Genomic DNA, 12,819 nt, shown 5'->3' with positions numbered 1-12,819 from the left:
CCTGGGTTCTTGCAAGGAGAGAGGGGTGGTGAGGTTCTCCACGATCAGCACGCAGATTCAACTGGCGAGACGGCCGAACGGTCAGCCGGTCCCGGACGATTTCCTGACGGTCGAGGTGCCGCTTCCGGCGTTGGCGGCCGGCGAGGTTCGCGTACGCAACGAATACGTTTCGGTCGATCCGTACATGCGCGGCCGGATGGACGACCGGCCGTCGTATGTCGAACCGTTCAAGCTGCATGAAACGATGACGGGCGCCGCGGTCGGCCGTGTGACCGACAGCGCGTCGAGCACGTTCGCACCCGGCGATCTCGTGCTGCACCGCTACGGCTGGCGTGACATCGCGCAGGGCGCCGCAGCCGAATTCACCCGCGTCGCGGACTTGCCCGACTTGCCCAGCAGCGTTCACCTCGGCGTCATGGGCGCAACGGGCATGACGGCTTATGTCGGGCTGCTCGTGGTGGCACGCATGCGCAAGGATGAAGTCGTATTCGTGTCCGCCGCGGCGGGCGCAGTCGGTTCGCTCGCGGGGCAGATCGCGCGGCTGAAAGGCGCCGCGCACGTGATCGGCTCGGCAGGGAGCGACGAGAAAGTTGCCGTGATGCGCGAACGCTACGGATACGATGCGGCGTTCAACTACCGGCGCGCGCCGGTGCTCGAGCAACTGGCGGCCGCGGCACCGGCAGGTATCGACGTCTATTTCGACAACGTCGGCGGCGATCATCTCGAGGCGGCCTTGTCGGCCTTCAATTACGGCGGGCGGGCGGCGATCTGCGGCGCCATTTCACAGTACGACCGCGTCGGCGTGTCGCCCGGGCCGCGGTTCATGGAAAACGTCGTCTACCGGAGCCTGACGCTGACGGGCTTCCTGCTGCACGACTATCGGCAGCACCGCGACGCGTTCGTCGACGAAATGGCGGCGTGGTTGAGGGCCGGGCAGATCGTGCATGACGAAACGATCGTCGACGGTATCGCGCGCGCGCCGGAGGCCTTTATTGGGCTGATGAACGGGACCAACACCGGCAAGATGCTGGTCAGGATCACGTGACCGATTGAACACGCGCGGTCGACCGGGCCCACGGCTCGACCGCACCGGCTTGCGGGTGGGACATGCCTGATGCGATTTCACGACTGGACGACAGGCCGCGCGTGGGTTCCGCCCGCGAGTTCGCGGGTGCCCGGGTGACGGTGCTGGAATGCGACGGAAGCGTGCTGGTGGTTCGTTGGGTCGAGCCCGGTGTCCGGCACTTCGGCGAGCAGCGCTGGCGGCGTGTCATCGCGTCGCGCCGCGGCATCTGCGTGCTGACGCATGTGCCGATCTTCCCCGGCGACGCGGTGTTTCGTCCGGCGGAGCGGCCGAGGCCCACCAACGCCGGCGCGATGATCCTCGCGAACGATGCGCTGATCATGCAGCCTGGCTGAACGCATGCCGGCGCGCACTGCGCCGGCCCGACCGGATCACGATTGCGCGACGGTATTCCTGAGTACGCCGATCCCCTCGATCTCGATCTCGCACACGTCGCCGGCGCGCATCCAGCGCGGCGGATTGCGCGCCATGCCGATGCCCGACGGCGTGCCGGTCGCGATGACGTCGCCGGGCTCGAGCGTCATGACTTCGCTGATGGTGGCGATCAGCGTAGCGATGTCGAAGATCATGTCGTTCGTATTGGCGTCCTGCATGACGACACCGTTGAGCCGGGTCTGAAGCCTGAGACCGGCCGCGCCCGCCGGCAATTCGTCGACGGTCACCAGCTCGGGGCCGAGTGCGCCCGTTTCGTCGAAATTCTTTCCGACCGTCCATTGCGGCGTCTTGAACTGATAGTCCCGCAGGGTCGCGTCGTTGAAAGCCGTATAACCGGCCACATGGTCCAACGCATCGCTTCGCGCGATGCGCCGGCCGCCGCGCCCGATGACGACCGCCAGCTCGCCTTCGTAATCGAGCTGATCCGATTCCGTCGGCATGCGTATCGCGGCGCCGTGCGCGGTCAGGCTGCTGCGAAAGCGTGCGAAGAGTGTCGGATACGACGGAACCTCGTATCCCGCCTCGTGCGAGTGCTCGACATAGTTGAGCCCGACGCAGATGATCTTCGCCGGCCGCGTCACGGGCGGGAGCAGGGTGCAATCGGCCAGGTCCAGCGGCCGGCCGGCCAGCTGGAGGCGTTGGCTGGCGTGCGCCAGCGCGGCAGGACCGCCGGAAACGAGGGTGTCGAGATCGCCGGGAAAGTCCGGGTCGCTACGCGTCAGTCCGAGATAACGGCCGTCACGGGACCGGATGGCGACGCCGGTGGCGCCGTCGCGGACAAAGCTGATGAATCGCATGATGGTTTTCCGATAATCGAGTCAAACAAGTGGAAGGCCCGTGCCGCGCAGACCTTCGATCGTGTGCGGGCGATGGGCTCCGCGTGATACGGGCCGCCGCCCGAGGTCATTTGCCGGTCGACCCGGGCGCGCCGTCGTCGGTCACTTCGTTCATGACGGCGGCCCGAATCCGCTTCAGTTGCGCCGGATCGACCTGCCGCCGGACTTTCGCGACGTCCGATGCGCTCACCGTGCCGGCACGATTGCCCCAGCTGCCGCGGACGAACGTCGCGAGCTCGGCGACCTGCATGTCCGACAGCCGCCAGCCGAATGCGGGCATGGCCAGCGGCGCCGGATCGGATCGGGTCGACGGCATCCGCGAGCCGGTCAGAATCACGTGAATGACCGACGACGGATCGTCGGACGTGACCACCGCGTTGCCCGCCAGCGCGGGAAACGCCTTCATCGCGCCGCTGCCGTCCGAACGATGGCACGCGTTGCAGTTGTCGAGGTACAGCAACGCGCCGCCTGTCGGCGTGACGCCCGAGCGCAACGCCGCGGTCGTATCGGACTTGACGGGAGGTGCCGCCGACGTCCGCGTTGCGCGACCGGGGCTCGGGCCGACGAGGTATTCGGCCACCGCGGCCAGGTCGGCGTCGCTGAAATACTGCGTGCTGTTCTCCACCACTTCGGACATCCCGCCGAACGCGGCGCTGCCGTGCGATCGTCCGGTGCGCAGAAGCTGAACGATGCTGTCCCGTGTGCGCTCGCCCGCACCGTTTCCGCCGCCGGGGCGCAGGTCGGGCGCATGCCAGCCCGCGAGCGTGTAGCCGCTCAGGTACAGGTCCGTCCCGCGTGCGTCCAGCGCCTTCTCCTGGCCCATCGGACCGTGAGGCGTATGACATGCGCCGCAGTGTGCGAGCCCTTGCACGAGATAGGCACCACGATTCCACGTCGCGCTTTGCGTCAGGTCCTCGCGATACGTGCCACTGGGCCGGAACAGAAGATTCCATCCCGCGAGCAGCACGCGCAGGTTGAACGGAAAGTGGAGCCGCGTCTCGGTGTTCGGCTGGCCGATCGGGCGCACGCCGTGCATGAAGTACGCATAGAGTGCACGGGTATCGGCGTCGCTGACCTTCGAGAACGACGGATACGGCATGGCCGGGTAGAGCAGGTGCCCGTCCTTCGCGACGCCTTTGCGCAGCGCGGCCGCGAAATCGTCGTAACTGTAGCGGCCGATCCCGTGCGTGGTATCGGGCGTGATGTTCGTCGAATAGATCGTACCGAATGGCGTTTCCATCGGCAGCCCGCCCGCAAACGGCTGGTCGCGGCGCGACGTGTGGCATGCCACGCAATCGCCGACGCGCGCCAGATAGGCGCCGCGCGCGATCTGTCCGGCATCCTGCGCGTTCGCGTCGGCCGGTTGCAACCACGTAGCCAGCGCGCCGAAGGTGCATAGCAGACCGAATGAGATTCCGGCCAGTTTCTTGTATCGCTCACCCATTGCCTTTCCTATGTCGGTAGCAGCGGACCGGGATGCTTCAGGTACTGCTCGCGAATCGCGCGCGCCGAGAAATACGCTTGCGCGCCGACCATGCCTGTCGGGTTGTAGGCCCAGTTTTGCGGAAACGCGCAGGCGCCCGTCACGAATACGTTGTGGACGTCCCACGATTGCAGGTACTTGTTCACGACGCTCGTGTCCGGACGATCCCCGCAGACCGCGCCGCCCGTCGTATGCGTGGTCTGGTACGGCCGCATGTCGAAGTGATCGCCGATCTTCCCGGCGTGGATCGACATCGATTTCGGCTTCATCGCGCGCGCGACCTGCTTGGCCTTGCCGGTGACGAAGCGCGTCATGCGCATCTCGTTGTCGTGCCAGTCGAACGTCATGCGCAGCAGCGGGAGGCCGTATGCGTCGCGATAGGTCGGATCGAGATCCAGGTAGTTCGTGCGGTAAGACATGACCGACCCCGCCGTACCGATGGAAAACGAATGCAGGTAGTTGTCCTTGAGCGCCTTCTTCCACGCCGAGCCCCATTTGGGCGTGCCTTCCGGCAGCACGGTCTGTCCGATCGGGCGGCCGCCGGTGACCATCGCGCTGATATAGGCACCCCCGACGAACCCAACTGCGGAATGATCGAAGTGGTCCGCATTGAAGTCGTCGAATGCCTGGCCGCCGGAGCCGGCGCCGATGAACGGATCGATGTGGACGTCCTTGTCGAAGAACAGCGAGACCGCGCTGTTCTTCTGATAGGCGAAGTTCCTGCCGACGGTTCCCGTTCCCGTCGCCGGATCGTACGGTTTGCCGATCCCGGACAACAGCAGCAGACGCACGTTGTGCATCTGGAATGCGCACAGCACGACGATGCGTGCCGGCTGAAACACTTCCCGGCCCTGCGCATCGAGATAGGTCACGCCGGTCGCGCGCTTGCCGTCCGAATCGAGTTGCACACGCGTCACATGGGATCGGTCGCGCAACTCGAAATTGGGTTTGGCCAGCAAGGCGGGCAGGATGCAGGCTTGCGGCGATGCCTTCGCATACATGTAGCAGCCGAAGCCTTCGCAATAGCCGCAGAAGTTGCACGGGCCGAGCTGCATTCCGTACGGATTCTGATAGGCGACCGACGCATTGGACGCGGGTATCGGAAAGGGATGAAAACCGGCGTCGCGCGCCGCGTTCCGGAACAGCGTCGCCGGATAATTGTCGGCGAGCGGCGGGCACGGATAGTCGCGCCGGCGCATGGCCTCGAAGGGATTCCCGCCGTCGACGATCCGGCCGCGCAGATTGCCTGCCTTGCCCGACGTGCCCATCACGGCCTCGAGGCGCTCGAAGTACGGTTCGAGTTCGTCCAGTGAGTAAGGCCAGTCCTGGATCGTCATGTCGCCGGGGATGAACCCGGCGCCGTATCGCTGCACGTAGTGCGAGCGGATCTTGAGGTCGGCGGCATTGGCACGCCAGGTCGTGCCGTTCCAGTGCACGCCCGAGCCGCCTACCCCGGTACCCAGCAGGAATGCGCCGAGCTGCCGGTAGGGCAACGCGTCTTCGTTCGGCGCATGCCGGATCGTGACCGTCTCGTGCGCAAGATTCTGCATCAGCTTGCGCCGCTGAATGTAGGCGAGCTCGTCGGCGATGGCGGGGTACGCGAACTCGGGGCTCGTATCGCGGTTTGCGCCGCGCTCCAGGCCGACTACGGTCAGGCCGGCCTCGGCCAGCTCCATCCCCATGATCGAACCTGTCCAACCCATCCCGACGAGGACGGCATCCACTTCCGGCTTCGTGATTTGCGGCATATGCGTCTCAACCCTGTTGACCTTCGATGCTGACGGGCCCATACGGGTAGCGCTTGCCGGTCCCGACCCAGTCGAGGAAGTCCGCCCTGGCCCCGGGAAAACCGATCATTTTCCAGCTGCCCATCTCCTTGTTGCCGCCGTGTATCGGGTCCGACAGATAGCCTTCGCGGGTGTTCTCCAGCAGAAACGCGAAGAAATCCGCCGAGGAGATCGCGTCGAATGCCATCGCGCCGGACTCCAGGCGTGCGAGCACGCCGGTTTGTTCCGCGACGGGGAGTTCGGCAAAGCGCTTGCCGGCGAACTCGCGCATGCAGCTCGCGTTCGTCGCCTGGATGCCGGCCCGATACAGCTCGCGCGGCGTGAGCCTCGACTGATAGCCGAACAGCGGGGAGGCCGCGCGAAACGGACCCTGCATGTACCAGTGCGCCGCGTAGCCGTAACCGGTTTCCAGTTGCCGGTCGATGAAGACGGGAACGTTCAGGTCGAGCGCGCCGGGCCCCTCGTCGTCGTGCGGGATCAGGCGATCCACCGCCGCGAGCACGAAGTGCCATTCTTCGGGTGTGAAGAACACCGGACGATAGGTGTCGAGCCGAACGCCGCTGCCGGCATTTTGCGTCGCCGTCGGTGCTGGCGATGCGTCGTCGCCCGAATGGCACCCGCCTATCGCGACGGCGGCGGGAACAATGGCGACGCGTTTGAGGAATACGCGCCGGCCTGACTCAGGCGCCGGCTTGTCGCCGGATGATTGGCTTTTGTTCATGGATGGGGCGGATCATTCCGTGGTGTCGTCGGTGCGCGGCCGCTACGGTCTGCCGACCATGCAGCGACAGCGTGCCGGTACGCACTTCAACAGGCATGAGTCGGGCGGATGCCCAGGAAGGGAGACGCGCGCCGGATCATGTGTCGAAGGGGCCATGCCGCCAAAAGTACCCATGGCCCGGCGCGAAGGCAGCCCCCTGTTCGGGGAGGGCGTGCAGGATCGACCCGCTCCGCGCTGCCGCGCGAGGTCGATCGGGGCGCCCCCCCACTTAGGGAGGATTCTTGCAAAGGCCCCGACGTGGCGAGGATCATGGCGTCGGCGAAGCTTGCTTTTTCAAACTGACGAATGCCGCTCAACGACGCCGGATTGCCGGCGCAGTCATTGCCATCCGCAGTGACATGGGGACCGCCGCGCCAGGGGATTGCAACTGCGTTACTTGATGCCGCCGCGGATTGCGAGCCGGGCGCGGCTCTGCCGAGGCGAGATGAAACCAACCCAGGAGTCTGCCATGTCGACTATCTCTCGACGTACCTTCGTCCAGTCAATCGGTGCCGCCACATTCGCGCCCGGCGTGTTGCTCGCGTCTTCGGAAGGGGGCGCTGCTCCCCAACCGTCCGCGCCATCACAAGGGGGAGGCGGAAGCTATGACGATTACAAACATATCCGGGTTACCCGCGATAGCGGCGTCGCCACGGTTACCCTGGACTATCCGCCGCTGAATCTGCTCGACGAGGTTCTCTCGGAGGAATTCGACTCGCTGACCCGGCTGCTGGAACAAGATGCGAGCGTACGTGTCGTTGTCCTGCAGAGCGCCGTGCCGAAGTTCTTCATTGCTCACTCGGGCCTGCACCGTGTCGGCTCGGCGCCGAAGACGACTTCGAATACGCGCACCTTCCGCCTGACACAGATGCTTGGCGAGCGCTTGCGCAACATGCCCAAGGCCGTCATCGCGAAGGTCGAAGGGATCGCCCGCGGCGGCGGCTGCGAAATTGCGCTGGCCGCGGACATGTGTTTCGCCGCGATTGGCGAAGCCGTGTTCGGTCAGCCCGAGGTCGTGTGCGGGCTCGTCCCGGGCGGCGGCAACACGCAGCGCCTGCCGCGGCGGATGGGACGCGCCCGCGCCCTCGAGGTACTGCTGGCCGGGGAAGACTTCTCCGCGGAGCTGGCCGATCACTACGGCTATATCAATCGTGCATTGCCGGCCAGGGAACTGGGCCCATTCGTGGACAAGCTGGCACGCCGCATCGCGACGTTCCCGCCCTCCACGATTGCACACCTGAAGCGGTCCGTGGACATGGGGTCCGACGTTTCCTTCTCCGAAGGCTTGTTGGTGGAAGCGCACGAGGCCGATCTTTGCGTGGCCAACGAAGCGATACAGGCGCGCGTGAAGGCGATACTCGCAGCCGGGGCCGAGACCTACGAAGGCGAACTCCACTTTCCGGACCTGTCCGCGAAGCTGCCCCCCGCTGATTGAGCGATCTGCGCGGCTCCGGAAGAGAATGCTCACCGATTCGACGACCCGACGCGGCACGCGTCGAGTCAGGCACGGAAATCGCTCCTATACGTGGATCAGCGTCGCACCGACGCACGTCTGATTTCGCGATCCACTGTCAGGAGGCCGCGCCATGCACGAATTCACGAACTGGAGCCCATTGGTTTCGCTGATCGCCGGGATTCTCATTCTGGTGGTACCGCGCTTGCTGAATTACATCGTTGCGCTCTACCTGATCATCATAGGGTTGCTCGGGCTTTTCGGCGGACATTTCCACTGACGCACCACGTGGAACGGCCCTGTGCATGACCGCACAGGGCCGCTTGCTCGAGTTTTCGGAGACGCGCAATGCCGCCGCGAAACAGCGGCGCGTCGGAACCTACAAGTGCTCGACGTGTACCTCGACTGAATCCCGGGGCACGGTCAATCGCGTGCGGCCCAGCAGTGCATCCGCGGGCGCGGTGCCGTCCGGGTTCAACGGCTTCATCTTGTTGAACGTGACGGAAAAGTAGTCCGGCGTGACCGTGGCCGACGCGTAACCCTGCGCGTCGTGGTCGGCGTGGCACAGATCGGGGTTGTTCGCCATCAGGAAGCAGTCGAGTCTGGCAGGCGTCGCCGCGATGGACGCGAGCGGTGTGCCGTTCCATGCGGCCTTCAGGCAGGAATAGAAGGACATGCTGCTGATGCCGGCGCAGACGAAATCGACGATGACCGGCACCCCCGTCGCGGGATCGGGATCGTCCCGCACGACGCCGCACTGAAATGCATGCAGATCTCCGGTGATCGCGACGACGTTATGGATCCCGTGCTCCCTCAAGTAGGCGAGCAGTTCGTGCTTGTGCGCGGGATAACCGTCCCATGCATCGCAATCGACCACGAGGCGAGCCCCCGGTGTCTGAGGGGCGCCCGGCATCACGAACCACAGACGGTTCAACATCACCTCGTTGCCCCATACCTTCCAGGTTGCCGGCGAGTCCTTCATCGCGGCTTTCCACCATTGCGTCTGTTCCGGACCGAGCAGCGACGGCGGGCGGCCCAACTGCCGGGCAAGACGCGCCTCGTCGCGTTGCAGTCCATCCTGCTTGACGAAGTAGCGCGAGCCGGCCGCATCGTCACCGTGCACCGGGTCGTGCCCGTGCGCGCGCGCGATAGCGGATTCGCTCACGACATGGTCGTCGCGATACAGCCGCTCGTCCGTCATCACCAGATGCATCAGCATGCCGAAACGAAAATCGCGGTAGATGCGGATATTCGTGTACGACGGGTTGTCCGGCTCGAAGCGCACGTCGCCCCAATCCACCGGCATGTACTCTGCCCACGCGCGGCTGGCGTTGCGCCGACGCCGGGTTTCCTGTCGCTCCTCGTTGGTGTAGACCTGATGATCCTGCCAGCAATCGTCGGAAAATTCGTGGTCGTCCCAGATCGCGATCATCGGCAGGCGCTGGTGCAGTGTCTGCAAGCGCGAATCGGTACGATAGGTGCGATAGAGCGTCCGGTAGTCGTCGAGCGTATCGGCATACGCGCGGCCGTCCGCGAGCCGCTTGCCGTCGGGCAGGTGCAGCGGAGAATGCGCCGGCTCGGCCTGGCCGGGGGGAGAGGTCCCGACCGTTTCATAGATGTAGTCACCCACGTGCACGACGAAATCGAGATCGCGTTCGGCGGCCATCAGCGTCATCGCCTGCCAGTGGTTGACGCTCCAGTCCTGACAGGTGAGCCACGCGAAGCGAACCTGTTCGTTGGCCTCGCCGGCCTCCGGTGCCGTGCGCGCGACACCGGTCATGCTGACGTCGCCGCCGGCGACGAACCTGTAGTGGTAGGTCGTCTTCGGCGAGAGTGCTGCCACCTTCGCGCGCACGGTGAAGTCGTAGATGGCCAGCGCCCTCAGCGGTACGCTGGCGACGAGCGTCGAGAAATCCGGCAGCGTCGATACTTCGAGGCGTAGCGGGACCGCGCGCGCGGCACTTCTTGCATCGTGCTGCTCGCCGCTGGATACCGGCACGCATCGTGTCCAGAACACGATGGAGCGATCGCGCGGATCGCCGCTTGCGACACCTTGCGGAAATCGACTGGTGTTTTTGCGCACGATGCTGCCCGGCAGGTCTACTGGTGAAACGTCGTGCGGGACAGCAGCGGTGGCAGCCGCAATGGTAAAAAAGGCCGACGACTTGAGGAAATGGCGACGATCCATTGATCCTCCCGATCGCATCCCGCGGATGCAGGAAGCACTGCAGCAGGTGTCCGCTGCTCTCGCTCGGCAAGCCTGCCGGCGTTACGCAGCGAGGACAGGTAGCGCAGTCGATCCCGAACCTTACTGCGAAGATCGGCGCCTGAAAAGTCGTAAGAACCCCATTTCGAATGCGTGCACGCGAGCTCGCAAAAGGCCCCTGTATTCAGGAACACGAATTGCTGGATACGGTGCAGCAAACTCGGGGAGGGAGCAATGCGCATTGGCCACACCGTCGGCAAGGTGGCCGCGTGGCTTGCCGTCATCGTCATCCTGGCGCTTGCCGCGCTGGTCATCTTCATCGTCACGTTCGACTGGAATCGAGCCCGGCCGTGGATCGATGACAAGGTGTCGGACGCAATCGGACGACAGTTCGCCATCAACGGCGATTTGCGTATCGATTGGCGTCGGCCGGTGAGCGAGCAAGGCTGGCGTGCATGGGTACCGTGGCCGCGATTCAGCGCACACGATGTCACGATCGCCAATCCCGATTGGGCGCGCACGAAGCATTTCGTCGCGCTGGACATGATCAGCTTCGAAGTCGAGGCGCTGCCGCTGATGGCACGCCGCATCGTGATTCCGGCAATCGACCTGGTCAATCCGTCCGTCGACCTCGAGCGCATCAAGGACGGGCGAGTCAACTGGACGCTCAAGCTCAAGCGGCCCGCGCAGCCGGGCCGATGGACGCTCGACCTGCATCAGGTCGCGTTTGCCCAGGGTCATCTCGGCTACTACGATCAGCAAAAGCAGTTCGATCTGAGCGCCGTGGTCAACACGCTTGGCCAGCCGATCCCGTTCGACGCGGTGGTGAAGCAGCAGCAGGCGTTGGCGCAACACGAATCGGCACGAGCCGTCGGCCCGGCAGGTCAGAAAAAGCTCGCGGCCCAGGCGCGCTCCGGCCCGGCGCAACCGGTGGTGCCTGCGTCGGGTGCCGAGGCGGCGTCCCGCGCATCGGCCGCGGCGTCGCAAGCGGTGGCCGCTGCTTCGCATGCTGCTGCGACGACATCTCGCACCACGATAGCCCCGGCTGCATCAGGCGCGTCGATGGCATCGAGCGCGCCTGCAGCGCCCGCATCGGGTGCAGCGGCTTCGGCGACAACGAGTGCATCGACGGGCGCGGCGCCCGCGGCATCTGCCGGCGTCGGCACGTACACGATCGGCTGGACCGTCAAGGGGACCTACAGGAAAGGCGCGGTCGCCGGCACGGGCAAGATCGGCAATGTGCTGGAGTTGCAGGGCGCACAACACCCGTTTCCGGTTCAGGCCGATTTGCGTTTCGGCGATACGCACCTGGCGCTCGTCGGCACGCTGACCGATCCGGCTCACCTGGCGGCGGTCGATCTTCGACTGTGGCTCGCGGGCACCAGCATGGCCAAGCTGTATGACGTCACGGGCATCACCCTTCCCGAAACCGCGCCTTATGCGACCGACGGCCGGCTGGTCGGCCAGTTCCGGGCGTCCGGCAACGTCTTCAAGTACGAGGACTTCACGGGACGCGTCGGCGGCAGCGACATCAACGGCTCGTTGGTGTACGTTTCGCGCGAACCGAGGCCGCTCTTGTCCGGTACGCTGGTGTCGAAGCTGCTGCAGTTTTCCGACCTTGCGCCGCTCATCGGCGCCGACACGAATGCCAGCAAGGCGCGGCGGGGCGCCGCCGTCGCGCAGCCCGCGAACAAGGCATTGCCGGTCGAGGCATTCCGCACGGACCGCTGGAAGAAGATCGACGCCGACGTTCGATTGACCGGGCGGCGCATCGTCAAGACCGCGAGCCTGCCGATCACCGACCTGTCGACCCACGTCGTGTTGCATGACGGCGTGCTGACGCTCAACCCGCTGAACTTCGGCGTCGCGGGCGGCACGCTTGCTTCGAACATCCACCTGGACGGCAGCGGCATGCCGCTCAAGGGGCGGTTCTCGCTGCAGGCGCGACATCTGAAACTCAAGCAACTGTTCCCGACATTCCCGGTGATGCAAACGGCGCTCGGCGAGGTCAACGGCGATGCCGCGCTGTCGGCCACCGGCAATTCGCCGGCGGCGCTCGCCGCGACTTCCAACGGGGAAGTGAAGACCTTGGTGACCGACGGCACGGTGAGTCTCTTGCTGATGGAAGCCGCGGGGCTGAACGTTGCAAACGTGGTGTACGAGAAATTGTTCGGCACGCGCGACGTCAGGATCAACTGCGGTGTGGCCGACTTCGTGGTCACCAACGGCGTGCTCGACTCGCGCGTATTCGCGCTCGACACCGAGGATGCGGTGATCGGCATGGATGGCAACGTGAACCTGCGGGACGAGACCATGAATCTGACGATCCATCCCCATACCAAGGGATTCCGGGTGATATCGCTACGCTCGCCGCTGTACGTCACCGGGACCTTCAAGCAACCGCACGTCGGGGTGAAGGCGGGCGCACTGATCGCGCGTGGCGGTGCCGCGATCGGGCTGGGCTTGCTGAATCCGCTCGCCAGTCTGCTCGCGTTGCTGCAGCCGGGCCGCAGTCGTTCGTTGCCGTGCGGGCAGATGCTGGCCGACATGGAGCAGCGCCCGGCGGCGCCGCCGCCGGGCGTCCGACAGGGAAAGAAGGCTGTCCCGGCGTACACGAACGCGCCGCTGGCTGCTTCTGCCGCTTCCGCGCCGGCCGGTGCCGGACCCGGGCACTCGACGCGGGCGAACCGGGGTTCCTCTCACGACCGGTAACGCCACGTGCGCGGTCCGTTCCCGCGCTCGGCCGCCTCGAGTACACGCACGAGCATCGACAGA

The 12,819-nt window shown here is 65.5% G+C and carries 10 protein-coding genes; 5 read left to right on the top strand and 5 right to left on the bottom strand.

What is annotated here, in order from left to right:
• Window positions 1–28 precede the first annotated feature (28 nt).
• Window positions 29–1,045, top strand: coding sequence for an NADP-dependent oxidoreductase (locus FOZ70_RS27825; RefSeq protein ID WP_219707312.1), 1,017 nt, complete (start codon window positions 29–31; stop codon window positions 1,043–1,045).
• 62 nt (window positions 1,046–1,107) lie between these two features.
• Complete coding sequence (locus FOZ70_RS27820; RefSeq protein ID WP_081052606.1) at window positions 1,108–1,419, top strand: DUF3331 domain-containing protein; 312 nt, start codon at window positions 1,108–1,110, stop codon at window positions 1,417–1,419.
• A 36-nt stretch (window positions 1,420–1,455) separates the two neighbouring features.
• On the opposite strand, the gene FOZ70_RS27815 is transcribed toward FOZ70_RS27820, so the two are convergent.
• The 4 genes from FOZ70_RS27815 to FOZ70_RS27800 form a co-directional block, all read right to left on the bottom strand.
• Window positions 1,456–2,316: a fumarylacetoacetate hydrolase family protein gene (locus tag FOZ70_RS27815; RefSeq protein WP_219707271.1), complete on the bottom strand. Its 861-nt coding sequence runs from the start codon at window positions 2,314–2,316 to the stop codon at window positions 1,456–1,458.
• A gap of 106 nt (window positions 2,317–2,422) precedes the next feature.
• On the bottom strand, window positions 2,423–3,799 hold the full coding sequence (locus tag FOZ70_RS27810; RefSeq protein WP_219707270.1) for a cytochrome c: 1,377 nt from the start codon (window positions 3,797–3,799) through the stop codon (window positions 2,423–2,425).
• A gap of 8 nt (window positions 3,800–3,807) precedes the next feature.
• The gene (locus FOZ70_RS27805; protein ID WP_219707269.1) at window positions 3,808–5,586 is read right to left on the bottom strand and encodes a GMC family oxidoreductase; all 1,779 of its coding nucleotides are present in this window, start codon (window positions 5,584–5,586) and stop codon (window positions 3,808–3,810) included.
• A 7-nt stretch (window positions 5,587–5,593) separates the two neighbouring features.
• Complete coding sequence (locus FOZ70_RS27800; RefSeq protein ID WP_059484416.1) at window positions 5,594–6,346, bottom strand: gluconate 2-dehydrogenase subunit 3 family protein; 753 nt, start codon at window positions 6,344–6,346, stop codon at window positions 5,594–5,596.
• A gap of 508 nt (window positions 6,347–6,854) precedes the next feature.
• Between FOZ70_RS27800 and FOZ70_RS27795 the strand changes: the two genes are divergently transcribed.
• Both FOZ70_RS27795 and FOZ70_RS27790 read left to right on the top strand, forming a co-directional pair.
• Window positions 6,855–7,820 (top strand): enoyl-CoA hydratase/isomerase family protein, encoded by a 966-nt coding sequence (locus tag FOZ70_RS27795; protein ID WP_059621686.1) that lies wholly within the window; start codon window positions 6,855–6,857, stop codon window positions 7,818–7,820.
• A gap of 151 nt (window positions 7,821–7,971) precedes the next feature.
• Entirely contained in the window at window positions 7,972–8,118 is a 147-nt protein-coding gene (locus FOZ70_RS27790; RefSeq protein WP_021157720.1) for a DUF3096 domain-containing protein, read from the top strand.
• A gap of 99 nt (window positions 8,119–8,217) precedes the next feature.
• Here FOZ70_RS27790 and FOZ70_RS27785 read toward each other — a convergent pair whose 3' ends face one another.
• Entirely contained in the window at window positions 8,218–10,026 is a 1,809-nt protein-coding gene (locus tag FOZ70_RS27785) for an alkaline phosphatase D family protein (RefSeq protein WP_219707268.1), read from the bottom strand.
• Between the two features lie 252 nt (window positions 10,027–10,278).
• Between FOZ70_RS27785 and FOZ70_RS27780 the strand changes: the two genes are divergently transcribed.
• A complete protein-coding gene (locus tag FOZ70_RS27780; RefSeq protein WP_219707267.1) occupies window positions 10,279–12,756 on the top strand; it encodes an AsmA family protein in 2,478 nt (825 codons plus the stop codon).
• Window positions 12,757–12,819 lie beyond the last annotated feature (63 nt).

The organism is Burkholderia sp. COPS (assembly GCF_019425585.1).
GTDB classification, from domain to species: domain Bacteria; phylum Pseudomonadota; class Gammaproteobacteria; order Burkholderiales; family Burkholderiaceae; genus Burkholderia; species Burkholderia cepacia.
Note: the sequence above shows the minus strand (reverse complement) of the source record. Positions and strands in the feature narration are given on the sequence as shown.